13 protein-coding genes and 1 pseudogene are annotated in these 18595 nt (G+C 41.0%); 11 read left to right on the plus strand and 3 right to left on the minus strand.

Going from position 1 to position 18595, the window contains the following annotated elements:
• Window positions 1-108, plus strand: a pseudogene (locus H6A34_RS15650) (transposase); the annotation flags it as partial.
• Window positions 109-228: 120 nt separating this feature from the next.
• Here the strand turns inward: H6A34_RS15650 and H6A34_RS05725 are convergent.
• From H6A34_RS05725 to H6A34_RS05735, 3 genes are all read right to left on the minus strand, one after another.
• On the minus strand, window positions 229-1329 hold the full coding sequence (locus H6A34_RS05725; protein ID WP_205104052.1) for an MraY family glycosyltransferase: 1101 nt from the start codon (window positions 1327-1329) through the stop codon (window positions 229-231).
• 337 nt (window positions 1330-1666) lie between these two features.
• Entirely contained in the window at window positions 1667-3256 is a 1590-nt protein-coding gene (locus H6A34_RS05730; RefSeq protein ID WP_338088630.1) for a glycoside hydrolase family 28 protein, read from the minus strand.
• Window positions 3257-3955: 699 nt separating this feature from the next.
• The gene (locus tag H6A34_RS05735; protein WP_420870815.1) at window positions 3956-5659 is read right to left on the minus strand and encodes a glycoside hydrolase family 43 protein; all 1704 of its coding nucleotides are present in this window, start codon (window positions 5657-5659) and stop codon (window positions 3956-3958) included.
• Between the two features lie 578 nt (window positions 5660-6237).
• On the opposite strand from H6A34_RS05735, the gene H6A34_RS05740 reads away from it, so the two are divergent.
• The 10 genes from H6A34_RS05740 to H6A34_RS05785 all read left to right on the plus strand — a co-directional run bounded on the left by H6A34_RS05740 (window position 6238) and on the right by H6A34_RS05785 (window position 18476).
• Window positions 6238-7605: a site-specific integrase gene (locus H6A34_RS05740; RefSeq protein ID WP_205104054.1), complete on the plus strand. Its 1368-nt coding sequence runs from the start codon at window positions 6238-6240 to the stop codon at window positions 7603-7605.
• 1262 nt (window positions 7606-8867) lie between these two features.
• On the plus strand, window positions 8868-10346 hold the full coding sequence (locus H6A34_RS05745) for a hypothetical protein (RefSeq protein WP_205104056.1): 1479 nt from the start codon (window positions 8868-8870) through the stop codon (window positions 10344-10346).
• Window positions 10347-10488: 142 nt separating this feature from the next.
• Window positions 10489-10848 (plus strand): DUF3853 family protein, encoded by a 360-nt coding sequence (locus tag H6A34_RS05750; RefSeq protein ID WP_205104057.1) that lies wholly within the window; start codon window positions 10489-10491, stop codon window positions 10846-10848.
• The gene (locus H6A34_RS05755; RefSeq protein WP_205104058.1) at window positions 10829-11971 is read left to right on the plus strand and encodes a hypothetical protein; all 1143 of its coding nucleotides are present in this window, start codon (window positions 10829-10831) and stop codon (window positions 11969-11971) included. Before H6A34_RS05750 ends, H6A34_RS05755 begins: the two co-directional genes overlap by 20 nt.
• 73 nt (window positions 11972-12044) lie before the next feature.
• Entirely contained in the window at window positions 12045-12545 is a 501-nt protein-coding gene (locus H6A34_RS05760) for a helix-turn-helix domain-containing protein (RefSeq protein ID WP_205104059.1), read from the plus strand.
• Between the two features lie 203 nt (window positions 12546-12748).
• Window positions 12749-13435 carry a hypothetical protein gene (locus H6A34_RS05765; protein WP_205104060.1) on the plus strand — a complete coding sequence of 229 codons (687 nt, stop codon included), beginning with the start codon at window positions 12749-12751 and terminating at the stop codon, window positions 13433-13435.
• Between the two features lie 221 nt (window positions 13436-13656).
• Window positions 13657-14871, plus strand: coding sequence for a tyrosine-type recombinase/integrase (locus H6A34_RS05770; RefSeq protein WP_205104061.1), 1215 nt, complete (start codon window positions 13657-13659; stop codon window positions 14869-14871).
• 581 nt (window positions 14872-15452) lie between these two features.
• Window positions 15453-16967 carry a transcription termination/antitermination NusG family protein gene (locus tag H6A34_RS05775; protein WP_205104062.1) on the plus strand — a complete coding sequence of 505 codons (1515 nt, stop codon included), beginning with the start codon at window positions 15453-15455 and terminating at the stop codon, window positions 16965-16967.
• A gap of 57 nt (window positions 16968-17024) precedes the next feature.
• Window positions 17025-18170 carry a hypothetical protein gene (locus H6A34_RS05780; RefSeq protein WP_205104064.1) on the plus strand — a complete coding sequence of 382 codons (1146 nt, stop codon included), beginning with the start codon at window positions 17025-17027 and terminating at the stop codon, window positions 18168-18170.
• 21 nt (window positions 18171-18191) lie between these two features.
• Window positions 18192-18476: a hypothetical protein gene (locus H6A34_RS05785; protein ID WP_205104066.1), complete on the plus strand. Its 285-nt coding sequence runs from the start codon at window positions 18192-18194 to the stop codon at window positions 18474-18476.
• Window positions 18477-18595 lie beyond the last annotated feature (119 nt).

Below are 18595 nucleotides of genomic sequence, written 5' to 3' on the forward strand. Positions count from 1 at the left end.
AAAATTAAAGTCCTTAAAAGAAATGCTTACGGATTCAGGGACGATGATTATTTTAAGCTAAGACTCTTTGCGCTTCATGATTCGTCCATCCAACTGAACTGCGGATGAACCGAAAAACTCGATGTGCTCAATTTTATGTTGCTGAAAGGCCATCCAACAAAACTGCGGAAGAACCTCTTTTGGATACTTAATAAATGCAGGCCGGATTATTGCTGACATTACAAGAAGTTATACCGCAGCTTCAAGTGTCTCTTTTTTCCTTATAAAATAATTGAGCATAATGTTAATGCTGATGTAGATGGCGATATCAATCATGAATACGTAAGTATTGCTGATAATGTTGAGCAACGCCGCATTGATAGCTATATATGCCACCGCAAGAATAATTATGCACGTAAGTGTTTGGTGTTGCGACAGTCCGGCACGCATGAACTTGTGGTGGATGTGTCTCTTGTCGGCTTTAAACGGTGACCCTCCATGGCATATTCTTACGAGAGAAACCCTTACCGTATCAAACATTGGAATAAGTATAAATGTGAAAGCCATGATAAAGTCAATGACTTGATAGAATTTTATTGCGGGGTTATGCATGGTATATTTCACGCACAGGAATCCAAGTATGAAACCCAGGGTCAGGCTTCCGGCATCGCCCATGAATATCTTTCGGTTATTGGCTGCATTTCCGAAAAGGTTGAAATAGAGAAAGGCAACGAGAACACCAATTAGCCCTGCGATAAGTATAGAGTATGTCCAAATACCTTGTGAAGCGAAAATGTACAGGAAACCGCCCAAAGCAAGAATTGCAAGACTTGCGGCGAGTCCGTCTATGCCGTCGATTAGATTGATGGCGTTGTCGATAAACACTATTATAAAGACGGTAAGTAGAAAACCTATGTGGTATGGAATCTCGTGTATACCAAAGAATCCGTGTAACGTGTTTATATACAAACCCGAAATAGGTAAGAGGCACGCAGAGGCTATTTGCACAATAAATTTTATTGCAGGAGGTAGTCCAAGGATGTCGTCTACAATTCCCATTATGTAAATCAGGACAATGCTCGCCAGGAAATACATACTCCATAGATTGATTGTAATCTGTCTATGTGTAGAATTGATGATGGCTAATGCAACGGCAAACGCGATAAACATACTTGGCATGAAAGATATGCCACCGAGTCTGGGTATGGCGTTTTTATGTATTTTACGGGCATTAGGGATGTCATAAAGCTTTTTTGCTTTGCAGAAATTGAGGATAATCGGTATAAAGATAAATCCGCAAATAGCACTTATGGTGAATACGCCTATAATCCAGAAGATGTAAATATCCATAGAGAGTTTCAATAGAACCGTTACTTAATATATAACAGCTTGAGGTTTGAAATATTGCATACTATGATACAATTATTTACAGACCGACAAATTAATGAACCTTATGGAATCCGTTTTTGATAAAAAGTTTTTACGGATTGCGCCTGGAATAATATTGACGGAGTTATTACGCGACTTTGGTTAAAAGTGCATGGATTTTATCATTGCATAATAAAGTAGCATTTCGTCATTATGTATCAATTGAGTGCTCTAAAGCAAACGATTTTCTAATGACGGAATGCTACTGTTACATAATTATTTTAAATATAATAATTTTTTCAACCGGCTTTTAATCCTTTCAATCGAGAGGGTTCAGTCCGTTATGGCATTTTATAGTCTTGTCGCCGTCCTTTATTGTTATGTTGCCGGCTTTTTTGCCTTTTATCTCAATGTCAAGTGTGTTGTCGGGTATGTGAAATGTCACGTTGTCAAATGTGATGTTGCGGCTGTCGTCAATGGTCATTCTGTTGTTGGTTGCTTGTATCTCAAGGTTACGGAAGGTGAATCCGTCAGCGTCGTTCATCGTTCTTATTATGCGGTTAGTCCTTATATCCCCGTTTTCGATAAGTATGTTTGAGCACGGGATTTCCGGTATTCCGTTGACGGTAAGCAGCCTGTCGGCCGATTCGACGGTGAAGTTGCGTATTGTTATGTCCTTTACAGTCGGCGTAAGTGGCGTTATGTCGAGCGGGGGATATCGGCGTGCGAGCTCGCCCATGTATGTAGCCGAGCCGAGCAGGTCCCATGTGAAAGCCTCGCGTACGTTTACAAGGCGTATGTTCTCGTAGGTTATTCCGGCTACAGTCCCTCCGCGGTTACGTCTTGTCTTGAAGCGGAATCCGGTGCGTGTGCCGTAGAACAGGCAGTCGTGCAGGTACACGTTGTTTATGCCTCCGGCGGTTTCGCTGCCGCAGGTTATTCCTCCGTGTCCTTCTTTGGCTAGGCAATAGCGTATCACGACGTTCTCCGTGGGGCGGTTTACTCGCAGCCCGTCTTCACACCTGCCTGCTTTCAGCGTGAAGCAATCGTCGCCGCAGTTCAGCGTAGAGTATTCTATCAATACGTTCTTGCATGACGAAATGTCTATTCCGTCGCCGCTGGGCACGTCGGTTGAGTTGACCGTTATACCGCGTATTATGACGTTTTCGCAATACACAGGGTTGACGTTCCACAATACGCTGCGCTCGAATGTTACGCCTTCTACGAGTACGTTCTTGCAGTTTATCGGCGAGAATGATTTTGGACGGTAGAACGTGCGTCCTTCATAGCCGTCGCAAATACGTTGTTTTACGGGCATGTCATGGGGTACGTCGTTCTCTACAACGCTCTTGCCGTTGGGCAGTGTGCGCATTGAGGCGCTCATCGGCGGCCCCATTATTGTGCCTTTGCCGGTCAGGGCTATGTTTTTCTCTTTGTTTGCGTATATAAATGCTCCGGCGCCCATTATCTCTATACCCTCATGCCTTGTGAATACGGCTGGCTGATAGTCGTCTATCGAACCTGAAAACTCTATCACCGCGCCTTCTTCCAAATGCAGGTTGACGTTGCTTTTCAGCACGATGCGTCCTGACATCCAGTGTCCGGACGGCACTTTTACCGTTCCTCCGCCACGTTTCGATATGTCGGCAATGAGTCCGTTTATTGCCTCGGTGATTTTTCCGTCGGCACCTATTGAGCCTTTGTTTACCGTCACCGTTCTGTCGGGGAACGTGGGACGTTCAGGGGTTTTCATCTTGAACGGAGTGCCGGCTATGTCTTCGATTACTGCCGGCATAGCCTTTGCCCCGACTGTATTTTCATTTAAAACAATGTTGCCGGCACTGACGTTCAAGGCCAATACCGGCAACACGGCTATTAATGTAAACCATAAATTCTTCTTATATGCCATGATTCTTTTTTATGTATATGACGTAAGAACTGGCATTTTGTACTGTCGGAAAAATGTTTTTTATTCATAATAAGAGTTAATAATGGGTTTATGCGGATGTGTTGGCAGATTTTCGTGCCGTACAAAAATTCCGACAATATGACGTTGTGATATGTAAAGCCAGTTGAAACGTGGCAATATGTAAAATGAAAAATGTTCACCTTAATGGCCGAAATAGAGTTCTCTTCTTGTCATAGAAGCTTCAGTGGAGTGTAGAATGCCGTTTATCGCATTGCGAAACATGGCGTTTTACACCGCAAAATGCCATGTTTGTGGTTGTAAAAAGCCGTCCGGGCAAAGTGTCAGGACGGCTTTTGGTGGTGTGAAATATGGTCTTTTGTGTTAATTAAGGTCTCGGATAGAGGTTAAAAATGCCATGTTGTTTGCACATTTTAGCGCATATCTGCTTTATCATATTGAGTGCCAATGCTTTATGTTTGCACATGATTTTTTGCGTTATTTACGTACAGCTTGGCTATATTTTTACGGCGAGGCCTCTCTCCGTATTTAGAGAAATTCAAAAAGAAAGTCTTTTGCTGTTTTGCGTGAATTATTGATTTTTATGTAGCTCTGACCGCTCATGCCGGGATACAAAGACGGCCGTCAGCTATTAACTAACGGCCGTTGATTTGCCTTGAGACCATTCGGCGTTGCCTTGTTCTATTTAGATGATGTATACAGTCCGATTGTAGTGCCGGTGAATCCGCCTGCGTTGCGTGTTGTAAGATAGTATGCGTCAACGCCGGTTTTGAGGGTTTCCCAATCGTTTCCGTTCTTTGAGTAGTGGAAACTGAACGTCGGCCCGTCGGATGTAACCTTAAGGCTTATATCATTATTGTCATTGTTTATCGGTGAGAATGCCATTACCTCCTCGGCTCCTCCGTCCGAAACCTTCAGTACCTCTACCTGTCTGCCGTCATTGGTCTTGACCACACATAGCAGGTATTGATGGTTCTCGTCCTTGTATAACATCAAGCCAGCCTTGTCGCCTGCCTGTGCGGGAGAAAAAGTAAGGCGCGTTGAACATTCAAATTTATGGTGGCTGATTCTGCGTGTGACTAATGCCGGCGTCTTCATTTCTGATGCCTTTACGTCAATGCACGGCATGGTAAGGTATCCCTTGTTTTTCGACAATGAGCAGAAAGTGCTTGCCGGGGCGCGCAGTGAGAACCAGCCGAGGTCGAGTTCAGCGCTTGAAAAGTCGTCTTTGTAAGTAAAGTTGCCGAAGGTAACGTCATTTCCTCGTGTGGCCCCCTTGACTTCCGACACCAGAGGTACGGTCTCGTTGCCTTCGGTGATATATGGAAATCCGTCGGCGTTCCATCTGACAGGCATGAGGAATGTCTCCCGTCCAAGGTTTTCCGACTTGCCGTCATACGGCCGGCAGGCAAGGAACACGGCATACCAGTCGCCTTCCGGAGTCTGTACCAGGTCGGCATGGCCTGCGCACGTTACAGGATTGGGACGATCGGCAGGCAGGTGGCGTTGCGTAAGAATCGGGTTTTGCTTTGCCGGAACAAACGGTCCGAACGGACTGTCGCTCCTGAATATAACCTCTGAGTGCATGTCGGAAGTTCCGCCCTCAGCGTCCATGAGGTAATACTTGCCGTTGATTTTATACATGTGCGGCCCCTCAATCCAGATAGGTTTGTCCTCGGGATGCACGCCCTTGTTTACAAGAACCTTCGTAGGTCCTACCGTCTTGTCTGTCGCAACGTCAAACTCTCTTACTTTGATGGCTCTGTGTCCGTCGTATTCAGCAGGCCCTTCGGGAGCATCGTTGTTGACGATATAAGCCTTACCGTTGTCGTCAAAGAAGAACGATGGGTCAATTCCGCCAACGTCGGGCAGGCGTATCGGGTCAGACCATTCGCCGAATGGATCCTTTGTCTTTACGAAGAAGTTGCCCAGCCTGATGTTGGTAGTAATCATGTAGAACGTTTTATTGTTCGGGTTGTATGATATCGCGGGAGCGAAAATGCCTTCAGACGTTTTCTGCCCGTCGAGCGGAAGCTGTGACGGCCTGTCCAGAACGTAGCCTACCTGTTTCCAGTTAAGCAGGTCTTTGCTGTGGAACAATGGCACGCCCGGGAAGTACGAGAACGTAGATGTTACCATAAAATAGTCGTCTCCGGCACGGCAAATGCTCGGGTCGGAGTTCCATCCCGGAAGTATCGGGTTGTAGAATGATGACGGTCCAGGCAATGGGTTGGAGTTATAAAAGTCGTCATTGCCGGAATATACGAAGTTGTCGAACATGGCAAAACCTTCGTCCTGTCCGTCGGCAACAGCCGAGGCAAAGTTTGGCATGGCATAGGCCAGCATTGCAAGAGTGGTAAACCTGATGATGCTTTTTCTTTTCATAATATGTTTTTTAGTATTGTTTAATTACATGTTCAATTGTCTTCGTCAGACAAAGCCAACAACACTGCAAAGTTAACTGTAAACACGGTAAATGCGGTTGCAAAATGTATCTATAAGATTAATATTTGTTTCATGCAACAAAAAAGGCACTACATCCGTAGTACCTTTGTGGAGCTGGAGGTTGCCTTGGGGCGATTTTAACTGACCTTAGAATAACGTATATGCCTTTATTTTATTGGGTTTCAGGATGTTTATGTGTTCCTGATAAACTCAGAAAAATCCTTATACAGTCCAAAATCGGGGGAGTACTTACCCCCTCCACACCCGTTAAAGGTTCATTGTTAATATGGGGCGAGATGAATTAACTCATATTAACAATTTGTCAATAAACAGAAATCATTGTAAAATGCAATATTTAGGGGGAGTTTTATTACCCCGTTTAAGCAAAAATTGGTCTCTTTGGCTCCACATTTTTGAATGTTTTTAAGCACGTATGGTCATATCATGTCAGGTGCTTTTAAGCCCTTGTTATGGTAACTATTTTGAATTATTTTTGCATGAACTTTAAAATTAGCATTATGAACAAGACAAATTATACGGCAAGACCTTATATAATGAAAAGCGGTCAGATAATGATTCGTGTCAGGTGGGACAAAAAGAAGCAAGAAGTTGGATTTTGTGTCGGTTATAGCATTGACCCAGCGAAATGGGATAATAAAAAACAATTAGTGAAAAATAATACGACACATAAAATCAAGGGGAAGACGATTTACGCAACCGAAATAAATAAAATGATACGTGACTATTTGGCTTACATAGAAGAAGCGTTCACGGAATGTGATTTGCATTCTGGCTTTATGACGAAAGAGCATTTGAAAGAATACGTAAATAGCAAAACTCGAATAAATAAGCTTGAAGTTCTTATTCAAGATGATGAGAAAATGTCTTTAACCGAGATTTTCAATGAGTTCATAGAAAAAAGGCCAATGGAAGGGAGTTGGAGCAACAATGCTAAATATAAATACCAGCAAATGTTTCATCAATTAAAATCGTATGACCCAAAGATTGAACTGAAAACATTAACGAGCGAAAAAATGGTTAAATTCTCGAACTGGTACATAAAGAATGATTATTGTAACAGAACTATCGTTAAGCAGTTTAAAATTTTGAAGTCATTTCTACGCTGGGCATTAAGAAACGGTCATAAGATACAGCCAGGAGTATTGGACTTTAAACCGAGACTGAAGGTTATACCGAGGGTTGTGACATTCTTGAAGTTTAAGGAACTAATGCATTTTGCTTCATTTGAGTTTCCAGCGGACAAGGAATATTTATCTGTAGCGAGGGATATGTTTTGCTTTATGGCCTTCACTTCGTTGCGTTATTCTGATTTAGCGGCATTGAAACCTGTGAACATTGTCGATGGACGTTTGGAAATAATTACGGAAAAGACCGATGACAAACTGTTTATCACGTTAAACGAACACGCCCAGAAAATTATAGATAAGTATTCATGGTATAAGGGTGAAACAGTATTTCCTGTTCCTTCAAATCAGAAATTGAATGATGCATTGAAAGAAGCAGCGAGACTTGCAGGATTGGACAGGGAGATTGTACAGGTTTACTTCAAAGGCAATACACGGCATGAAGACATCTGTAAATTCTGGGAACAAATCAGCTGCCATGACGCAAGGAGGACATTCGTATGTTGTTCGCTCGCACTCGGTATTCCCGCCAGCGTAGTAATGAGCTGCACCGGCCATTCCGATTATGAGTCAATGAAGCCGTATATTGAAGTTGCGGACGAGACCCAGAAGATGCAGATGGAGAAATGGAACAACCACCAATATAAGCAAGACATCATTGAAAGCGTAGATAAAATGACAACCGAACAGCTAAAAGAGGTGTGTAAATTCATAAATCAGAAAATTAAACAGATAATTTAAAAATATAATATAAATTGGATCTCTACAAAGCAAACGATGCACAGAAAAAATACAAGTGCTGATTTATTTAGTTTTGTTTTGTAGAGATCTTAGCGAATTGATTTCGTTAAAATTTAACGAAGTGATTGCACCCTTCTCCATCGTAAAAAATTTTTAGCAACAGGACGGGAAAGCCTAGTATTCTTTGACTCCGAAGATAGTAGTATATCAAATATGTTAAGTACGCTCCTAAAATTATCCATCCAAAATTAGTCTGTTCCATTGAATATCTTTAGGAATACGGCTTCTCATCAAGCAAAACTCCATCAGAATTGTCCTCCGTCTGTTGGTGCTGACATTTACAAAGATTTACTTTCTCAAGTATCCCACGCAGCAGGTCGCAGTAAAATCCTGCATAGAATTGAGGAAAAGACCGTCTATCCCGATGTTGACTTTGTCCAAATCGGCAAACATACCATTGATAACGTTTCATAATTATGCATGTTATTATATTCACTGACCTTGGGTTGCCAATATAAGTATTTACCTGTCGGTCGGATACAAAGCACTGATCGTTTTTCGTCTTTTAAGTCTTTGTGGCAACCTACTTGTTCGTCGTCACGGAACGTCATTGTATGGTTTTGTACAAGTACATACTTTATATGTCTAATTCGTTACGGTACTTGTCAAACAAGCGAAGTCACATTGATTTTCATTCACCAACTTCCTGCACAACATCCTGTATTGATTGTATATCCGTATTTTAGTATTTTGCAGCAGAACAACACTCTCATAGGAAGGAGATTCCATTAGCTGTTGGTCTTGAGCTTGTGCAAAATAGCGTTCACCACATTATTTTATAAGGCTACTTTTGTTACATAAACACGTTTTGCAGTGGAATGATGGGGCAATTGTTTCGTTTTTATTGTATCTTAGGCAATGCAAGCGTATATGGAAACTTCTTATTAATGAATTTGGCACCTATAACATCGTATAATAAATATTCCTTCTTGTACGTTGTCTTTTAGCATTTTAATTCAAATTTGTGAATTTGGAATAAGTTTAAATCACCTCAAAATACATTTTCATCGAATAGTCTAAATATATATAGTAGAATATTAAAGAATGTTATCAAATATTAATCGTGCAAAAAAAACAATCAATTCAAACGGTTTATTTTTAATTTTACATTAACATATGAAGTAAGTTGTTTAATATTTAATTATGATTGAAAGTATATGATCAATAAAAAAATCATTTATTCGTATATTACACAGAGGGTTATGAAGGCATTTTGTTATAATAATCTGAAAAATGCCTTAAAAAAACCTCTTCGAAAAGAAGAAGAAATTCTAATATCATTTTTAGTTAATTGGCTTCGGGCAAGATGGAAAACTGATTTTAGTATCCACTTTGAAGTGGCATATAATAGAGGGTGGTTACCAACGTACAACCGAATAAAAAATAATATTCATTCAAAAACATATCTTTTCTTTTTGAGTACTTATAGAGAGGCAGAAAATATCGTTTTATCAAATAAGCTATATAATCCAGCGAAAAAAAAGGAAGAACAGATTATCGGTCCAAATTTTGTATTGAATGAGTCGTTTACAGAAGATGAATACAAAAATGTTTTATATGCATTTTATTGTTTGTATTTTTACAATACTGACATATTAAGAAAATGTAAGATAAGTAAGATATTTAATTGGATGAAAATAATCAAGGCGTTTGTTAAGAATGATGGCTTATATAAACAGTATGAAAATTTCTTTTACGAAAACAATATAAAAATGAATGCTAAAATAACACGAATGAATTTTTATGAAAAAACTTATGATTATAAAGATAGTGCTACAATTAACATGATAAATAACTTTTTCTCGTGGGCAAATGTTGTCCAAAAATATTCTTATTGGAAATCTTACAGTGAGACTGACCCTGATTTTCTAAGAAGAAGTCTATTTTATTCCTTGTGCATTAGAGTGCCACAAAAAGGTACAAAATTGGAGCAAATGAGGAACGGATTAATTATAAGACTTTTGTATTATTGGTATTACGGTGTTGTTGAAGAACATTATGTCGACATAATATTTGATATACTACATGGAAAATATGGAGAAGGTGATAAACATTTAATAGGACGATTATTTGCCGAGAAAAGTGTTTCGGATAAAACTGCATTAAATTATTTTAGAAAAAAATATACACGATATTGTAAAGATAGAAATATTGGTCAAGATAAACAAGTTTCAATATTAAAGCCGTCTAATAATAATGATGATACACAGGATGAATCACAAAGTGAACCGACTGCTTATTCCGCAATTCCATTACAATTAAGTAAAATACCGGATGGTTTTACAATAAACCAATTAGAATATTTGGCAAAGTTATTATACGACGGAAATGGCAAAATATCATTGCTGGCGACAATTGACAGTAAAAATGCCCTTCCATATTTCTTAGGTGCTCCAACAATACCCAAGCCGCCATCGAATTATAAAATATCTTGGAATAAAGATATGAAAAGCTTAAAATATTTCATAACGCGACTTTACGACACCAACACGATGCATGGTGTTTGGAAAATAACCCGAGAGGCTTTTCTGATTTTCAGTAAAGGACAACTAAGAGAAATTAATAGTGCCCAGTCATTATCAAATTTGTCATCAACCGGTTCTAAGGGCTATTTAAATATAGACAGTAAAATAAAAGACTTTATAGATGCCAGCATTGCCAGTGCAAAATCTTTAAAATAGCTTTGTCATAGTTATGCATAAACGTAAAATTAGGGTTAACTTAGAGTAGGCTTAGACTTCGATTTTTTTATTCTAAGCCATATAGGACAAGGAGGTTACAATGCTTGTAGCCTCTTTTTTATTTCCATACTTTTGCATCGTTATGAAAAAGAATTATCAAGACTTAGAGCAATTATCTGATAAGGTAGTTGTCCTTTCAGGTTCAGATTTAAGTGAGATTTTGCAATCACAATCTCGGCCTGATGAATTGGCAGGTGTAAGTGACAAACAGGTATCAAGGGAATACCCTGGTATCCCCCAGTTTGTTACAGGTTTGAAATCGTTGGCCTCGACGCTAAACGTATCTGTCAGTACCATTGGCAGGTGGAAACGTAAGGGGTTGCTTGACAGAGCGACCTTTCAAGATGGGAAAACAGTGATATTCAATGTACATGAAGTGTTGGATATCCTGCGGGTAAGTAATCATTCAAATTTTAAAAGTTATGACAGAAGAAAAAATTAATGCAGGTCTTGTCAGCTCTCAAGGAGGGTTTCAGGACAAAAGTGAGAAAATTGAGGTTGCAGGCACAACCGTACAAGAATCAGATTCGTATGTTGTTGATGCAGAAGCCTGTAAGGACGCCGTTCAAAAAATCAAAGAGGTAGCCTCCGAGCAAATTTTGGAGGTTATGCCTGGGCTGTTGACAATTTTAGACTTTAACGGTATCATTAATGTCGGCAAGATTAAGATAGGCAGGCTTGTGATGAACAGGTGGCCTAAGCAAAAGTCAGTCAACAGTATGGCTTTGTCGATTATGGCGGACGGCATTCAGGTAATGCTGCTTGTCATTCCGGGAACTGTCGCTGTCATGATGGGGTACGACGTGGAGGATTTCGACGGCAATCCCATACCAGAAGAACAACTTGTACAGACGGTCATTATTGTTGATGGGCAGACAAGGTACATGGCAATCAGGAAAATCATGAATGAACATCCAGACAAGGCTCCGACCAACGTGCTCGCTTATTTCCCGACCAACTGGATAAACTTGACAAAGATGCTACAAACCATAAACCTCAAGGTATTCACTTGGAAGAACAGCGACTTCATCTGTGGACTGGAACGTGCAGGGAACATCAGCGATGAAACGGCGAGGGCTTTGTCTTTCGTCCGACAGCTTGAAAGACAGGGATACAACTTCACCGCGGCTTGTGAATGGATGACTTTGGTCAAGGGAATCATCAGGAAACCGTCACTTGTCAAGGCTATGAACGCGACCGACTCCAAGTTGTGCTATGACAATTCCGAATACGGCATCAAGATTCATGAAACGGCAAAGTCTAAATTCACGGACAACAACGAGAAAGCCCTGAAGAACAAGACCGTGCCGGAGTTCATCATCGACAAGTGGAACAACGCCTGCAACGAACTCAACAAGAAGGAGGCTACCTCTTATATTATAGCCTACCTCAATGGACTGGCAGACAAGGACGTTGCTGAAATAGTTTCGCCCTCCGGTTACAAGCGTGGCAACGGGAAGCCAAAGGCAGACTTCATCAAGACACAGTTGGAGGACTCGTTTCAGAGGTTCAATAAGGCCAATCCTTTTGCGACGTTCAAGGACAATACAGAACAGGGAGAATAGACAAAATTCATTAATCATGGAGGCCGTTGTTGTATTGCTGCGGCTTCTTTAAACGTAAAAAAAGATAATTAAGATGACAAAATTCATGGCAACACAGCCTATATACGTCAGAGTCAAATACGGCAAGATTTACTTTGACAGGATTTCAAAAGGGCTGGTCAGGGTAAGGCAGGTCAAGCCGGATGGTACTACCGGATATATAGACTTGGCAGACGAAGATATGGGGAAACTTGCAAAAGGCCTGTTCGCAAGACATAAGCAGCTCCATCCTGAAGCATACCAAGTGAAAAAGCAGAAGACATCCAAGCTATCCATCACGCCCGGAAGCACCCATATGCAGGAACTTAAGGCAAAGCATGAAAACGCCTATAACAAATGGACGGCCGAAGAGGAGGTATTGTTAAAAAGATACTATTCAGAAGGGAAGACCAACAGTGAGATAGGCAAGTTGCTCAAGCGTAATACAGGCGCAGTGGAAAGCAGGCTAAGGAAACTCGGGCTTGCTGCAAATACCGGGAAACAAGAGGCTTCAACCAACGGCAACCCTGAAAACGCAGACTTCTCCAAACCATGAACAGCAAGGAAGGGAATACATAAAACAGCTGCCCTTCCGTAAAATCACAACAATATGATTAACAAAAAACAGAGGGCGAGGATAAGGCCACCACCTGTCCTTGCAAGCCACCATTATGTCCTTGTATTTTCAATAGAGCATGGATGTAACTAATTGAGAATAAAGTATTTAGTACAAAAAACAATTAAACAAATAGAACCATTATGAAAAAAGAACATTTATTCAAGTCGCAATTTAACAGTTTCCCAGGCAGCCAAAACAACAAGACGACGGTGAAAAGACGCAAATACCCGGTAAGTTCCAAAACGGAATACAATTCAATGAGCGAGGTCGTGGAGGAATACAAAAGCAACTATAAGACACTAATGGCAAATATTAGAGACATAGTACGCAGCAATCCTGAAGATTTTGATTTTCAGAGTATGACAGATGCAGACTCATTCATTGCTGTCAGTATTCCTATAGATATGGGTGATGATTATGTTGCATATGTCTGTACAGTCGTTCCGGAACATAAAGGCAGCGTGTTCATGATTCCAATAAAGCACTTTCGTCTTAAAGGTGGCAGGCTTCAAAACGGGTTGGGATACATCGCACCTGAAAGTATTGGTTATGAAAGTCCGGCTGTTTTCACTGATGTTTTTTTGCAAAAAATGTACAGTTTGGCGGATATAGGAGAAGGTTACTTTTTCTTCTGGTCATGCCGAACAGGTATGTTTTCCGTTTATGGTAATAATGTCCGTTGGCTGTTCGAACAAGGAATGGCAATCGGACAAAAACTTGACGGTTTCTACTATTTCGATGAGTTTACGGACACGATAAAGTTTCCAATGGTGGAGTTAACAGATAGCGTAATTAAGATACTTGAGGGAGAGATGTGGAAATTGTAAACGGTTTGAAATCCACTTGACCTGACTCTAACTGCCTCTCCCTGTCATTCTCCAGACAAGCGTGGTGGGGAGGGGTTTCAATTCACGGCCTTTTGCATTGCGATTTGCCGTCTTTTGAGTGGTGATTGATGGCCTTTTACAAACCAATTGACGGTCTTTTGCAAAGCGTGAAAATAAGACAAGTAAAAACAACGGATAATTAACGACAAAAACGAAGGTATATGGCATCGGTAAGGATAAAGTTTCGCTCATCAACGGTAGAGGGCAAGGAAGGAACTTTGTATTTTCAGATTATACACAAGAGGGTGGCGAGGACTGTCTTCACCGATTGCCGTGTATTTCCTTGTGAGTGGGACAGCGTTTCTTCGTCGGTAATAACCAGAGGTACGGAGGAGAGGAAGGCGTATCTTGAAATGGTGGCCTCAAAGTTGAAGTGGAGCATGGAACGGTTTACCAAGATTATAACCGGGAAGGAGAAAGAAAAGGCGGACTACACTGTTGACGACATCGTTTCGGAATACAACAGGCAACCGGAATGTCCTACCTTCTTCAACTTCATACGCTCGATGGTTGCAAAGAAGACTGCTGCAAAAAGGGACGGAACCGCAAAGACATACCGTGATTCGTTGGCCAGTTTCTCTTCTTTCAGGAACGGTAAGGATATTACTTTCGACGACCTCAATGAAGACATAATAAACCAATACGAGGCATGGATGAAGAATAAGGGGCTGAAAAGGAACTCATCTTCTTGTTATTTAAGGACGCTGAAGACACTGTACTTTAAGGCAGTAGAATTGGGATTGACGGAGGAAAAGGATATTTTCCGTCATGTGTTCACTGGCTTCGCTACAACAACCAAGCGTGCCATATCAATCGACGCGATAAAGGCAATAAGGAAACTCAAATTCAAGGACGGCTCTCCTCTTGCTTTTGCCCGTGATATGTTCATGTTGAGCTTGTACTTGCAGGGTATGGCTTTCGTTGATATTGCATACCTGAAGAAATCCGACATAAGGAACGGGCAGTTGCAATACTCACGCAAGAAGTCGGGACAGGCACTCACGATAAGCTGGGAAAAGCCGATGCAGGAGATTGTGGACGCTTACTCACACCTTACGAAAGACACACCTTATTTATTGCCTATCATAACAACGCAGGATGGTACGGAAAGGAAACAATACGAAAAAGCGGAGCACAACGTCAACCGAAACCTGAAGAAGATAGGCGAAATGGCCGGGCTTCATATTCCGCTTACTACCTACGTGGCAAGGCATTCCTGGGCTTCGATAATGAGGGACATGGGAAACGATATAACCGTGGTGAGCAAAGGGCTGGGACACAGTGACATAAAGACTACGCAAATCTACCTCTCGACCATAGACAACTCTACCGTAATGAGGGCCAACAAGCGGTTTCTCGGCAGGATTTTGAAGTGAAAAAACGGGGTGGAAATGTTTTACTAATGTGGAGGTTTCATAAGTATGAAGCGGTGTTTTGCTGTAAAGTGTTTAATATCAACACGTTAGTTATGGCTTGCTGGTTTTTAGTCAAACAATGCACATTTTAGTCCAACACAAAAGAAAATTTTTCATTAAAAAAGTCCTCCGAAAGTGCCGTAAATCCGCTGTTTTTCGTAACTTTGCAGGCGAGTGGAGGTTTTATACTTATAAAGCGGTGATAAACTCCTCCATAGAAACAAGAACTAAATTAAGGAACCAACAAGGAATTTTGTGGTATGGAAATGAAAAAAATGAAGCCTGCAACGCTTTGTTCGTCACACCACATAACAACGGTAGGTAATCGCTGCTGAGTTTCGTCCGGGATACTGCCGTTACGCCTGAAAGATAATGCAAGCGAATGCAATGAAAATCAGTTGCAAGACGCATATTCTTATCTTGAAAAGGTATTTCAGAACTTTCATGCGATTGTCATGAAGGGAACGTGGAGAACGTGCTTTCCGCAAGACCTTTGATTACGGTTTCCTATATTAAACTCCGACCTTACTTTCCTTGCTTTCATGAAGGACAAGCTTAACAACGTAGACTATTGCTGGTATATCGTCCGTACCAGGCCCCACCGTGAAAAAGCTACTGTGGAACTTCTTGAGAAATACAAGGCGGAGAACAGCAACATACTTGAAATATACGCCCCTGACCGTACTACCGTAGATGTCGGTTTAGGTAAGGAAATAAAGAAAGGGCCTCTTTTTTCAGGTTTTGTATTCGTCCTGGCAACACAGAAAGCATTGTCGGAATTTCTCGGCCGATATTCAATGGAGGAGTTCATTCAGTACGAAAGAAAGACGGAAAACGGAAAGAAAGCGTCGATGAGCGTAATCCCAGAAGAGCAGATGAGGCAGCTTAAGGATTATAACGAGAACTACCCTGACACAGCAATACCCCTTGAACGTCCTTACACCGACTACGCATTCAACCCCAAAACAAACGAGCCTAACGACATTGTAAAGGTGATTGACGGGCCACTTGCAGGAACTGAAGGATATATCACGAAATTCAGGAGAGACAAAAGGCTTGTATATCATTTGAAAGGACTTGACAGGGCTGTATCAATCCCCAACATCTGGAACTTTCACGTAGTAAGGGTTCACAACGCGGAAGGTGATAAGCAGACATTAGGGACAATCAAGGAAAGGGCTGTTGATTTGTTGATAGGAATGATACAAGGTTGCGGCTATGGGGACAAGACGCTTCCTATGCTCTATGAATTTATCGACGAGTTAACATTCAAGCCCTCGTTGGTTGATTTCTGCAAAAGCTTGTATAATAAAGGGCACAAAGAGTTAAGCCAAAGGTTTGCTAAACTTGATACTAAGAACGCCGAACTGATATTGAACTTAATCCGTTACGAGAAAGACAATCCCGGTTATGTAAAGTCTAACTGGAAGAAGCTCATAATCAGACCGTTCCTCACCCCTACTCCAGGTGCTGAATTAAAAGATAACCAACACGAAATCAAGATACAACATACCAACTTCATAGAGATAATAAGGAAAGTAGATATAACGGAACAGGTATATTATCCAAGTAAGGAAAAAGAGGAAACGGTTACGACCACTTATTATGCCCACATCGGAATAATACAAGACAAGGACAAAGAAAGTTTTACCCTCTTTGCAAACTGGGACTATTTTCTTGGTGAGTATTTTATGACAGCTGGAAAGGCTAACGAGAAATTGGTGAAAGGGACAAAAATACAAGCGGCAAACAACCCTGATAATCTTGAAAAAAAGGAAATCTACAAGGAAAAGCTGATAGAGTCTTTCCACAACTACGCTCCTACTTTATATAATATCCTTACCAACGAAAAATCAAAAGTCAAACCAATACAAAACTTTAATATAGCAAAAGAACGGCTCAATGTAATGGCAATAACTGTAACATCAGAAGCCGGCATTGATGGAGCAAAGGACGAACTCATAAATACCTGCACTAATATCTGCACTGAAATTAACACCACGACCCATCTTGCTGTCTGGAGAAGGTATCTTAGGACTGTTTGGCTGCATATATAAAAAAGGTGGAAAGGTGAGGACGTGAAAAGGGAAAAATGAAGTTAAGGAGGCAAGACAGTGAAAAAGCGGCATAATAACCAATCTTCAAATATAACCATAACTTCTGAAGACATATTCAAGAAAAGGTGGCAGAAACTTCATCATCCCACTATGGACGTAAATGGTGATGTGGCTTTTTATTACGGTGTCTACAAGCAATTCCATGACATCGCAAAAGGAAGTGCCAGGAATATGAACGAATACTACCTGCTCCAATTGGTTATGCTTGTCGAAAATACAGTGTCCGTCGATATTGATTCCTCTTATAGCGTGGTTTACAGAAGTTTGGGTAACATGGCGTTTTATTGGTGTGACAAGTTGGATCTATCAACAAAAGACACAAACCTTCTTTATAATGCCTTTACCCAAGCAGTCGCCGATGCACCCGAAAGCAGCCTGAAACAGTGGATTAAGGAATGTGTTTTGTCAGGTGATTTCCAAAAGTTGAAGAATGTCGCTTCGTATTTCGCCATTCAAGACAGGACAGTAAGAAGAATATACCCCAACCTCCAATACAGAAAGGACGCATTCTTGGAACTTGCCGGTGGTGACATGAAAAAGGCAAAAGAAATGCTTGAATCCGACTTGGCTTTCAACTGGCATGACAAGGAAGGCTGTACATTGCTTTCAAGAATTGCCGAGAGTTTCAAGATGGATGAAAACGGAAAGGAAGTGATAGCGAACTTGAAAACTGTCCAGCCCATGCAGTTAGATTCATACCTGCCGTTTGAAAGCAAAGATGACGGATATATAGTTACGGTAATGAAAAAGGACAATACCACCATTGATGTCATATTTCCTGTCCGAGTTTCAAAGAAGAAGATTGAGGATATGTGTTTTGTCGGCCAGCTTGTTACATACCTCGGGAAAACATACATAAATGGCCCTATAGCGTGGTTGGATAAAAACGAGTTCGATTTATGGGACAGTGATATTTTCTTTGACAGCATACATGATGACGAGGAAGAGGATGCGAAACATAAGTCCTTCACCACAAAATTTGGAAATAGATACACCATGCACCAAGACCTTTACGGGGAGTTCGAGAAGGACATAAACGGTTTCTATACAGACGAGCCTAACATTCTTGATTTCCTGAACTTCTTAGGGGAAATCTCGGAGCGGAATAAAAGCAACGAAATGACAAGCAGTGAAAACAAATAATATACAAATAAAAAACGACCTATGACGAAAATTCCCTATTCTTATATAAAGCGGTTGGAAGGAATGAGCAAGGAGGAACTGGTGAAAGAAGTCAACTACCTTGCCAAACGTATAGAAGAGGAAGAAGCGGCCCGTAAAGAGGAAGAACGTAAGACAGCCGAACTTGAAAAACTGGTTGAACTGCTTGAGAGTATAGAAAAATCAATAAGCCGTGGTGAATCCAGAATGGGCGAGGCTATGCCATACTTTCAGGAATTGCTTAAAATAAAGGATGAAGAGATAGCCAAAATGCAAAAAAGGAATTGATGCGACGGGAAAAGGCACTTTGCAAAGATAAGTGTAGGCAACCGTAACTATAGAAAATTTATGCCCTCAACCATCGGTATAAGTGCTAATAAATAATAAATATCAATCGGATTTTAATC

It is taken from the genome of Marseilla massiliensis, from assembly GCF_016899855.1.
Classification (GTDB): domain Bacteria; phylum Bacteroidota; class Bacteroidia; order Bacteroidales; family Bacteroidaceae; genus Prevotella.

Excerpts from the sequence above, each read along its gene's own strand:
- H6A34_RS05730 (WP_338088630.1), bottom strand. The coding sequence starts at position 3,256 with ATGGCATATAAGAAGAATTTATGGTTTACATTAATAGCCGTGTTGCCG.
- H6A34_RS05735 (WP_420870815.1), bottom strand. The coding sequence starts at position 5,659 with ATGAAAAGAAAAAGCATCATCAGGTTTACCACTCTTGCAATGCTGGCC.
- H6A34_RS05770 (WP_205104061.1), top strand. The coding sequence starts at position 13,657 with ATGGCATCGGTAAGGATAAAGTTTCGCTCATCAACGGTAGAGGGCAAG.
- H6A34_RS05750 (WP_205104057.1), top strand. The coding sequence starts at position 10,489 with ATGAAAAAGAATTATCAAGACTTAGAGCAATTATCTGATAAGGTAGTT.
- H6A34_RS05765 (WP_205104060.1), top strand. The coding sequence starts at position 12,749 with ATGAAAAAAGAACATTTATTCAAGTCGCAATTTAACAGTTTCCCAGGC.
- H6A34_RS05755 (WP_205104058.1), top strand. The coding sequence starts at position 10,829 with ATGACAGAAGAAAAAATTAATGCAGGTCTTGTCAGCTCTCAAGGAGGG.
- H6A34_RS05775 (WP_205104062.1), top strand. The coding sequence starts at position 15,453 with ATGAAGGACAAGCTTAACAACGTAGACTATTGCTGGTATATCGTCCGT.
- H6A34_RS05740 (WP_205104054.1), top strand. The coding sequence starts at position 6,238 with ATGAACAAGACAAATTATACGGCAAGACCTTATATAATGAAAAGCGGT.
- H6A34_RS05745 (WP_205104056.1), top strand. The coding sequence starts at position 8,868 with ATGAAGGCATTTTGTTATAATAATCTGAAAAATGCCTTAAAAAAACCT.
- H6A34_RS05760 (WP_205104059.1), top strand. The coding sequence starts at position 12,045 with ATGACAAAATTCATGGCAACACAGCCTATATACGTCAGAGTCAAATAC.
- H6A34_RS05785 (WP_205104066.1), top strand. The coding sequence starts at position 18,192 with ATGACGAAAATTCCCTATTCTTATATAAAGCGGTTGGAAGGAATGAGC.
- H6A34_RS05725 (WP_205104052.1), bottom strand. The coding sequence starts at position 1,329 with ATGGATATTTACATCTTCTGGATTATAGGCGTATTCACCATAAGTGCT.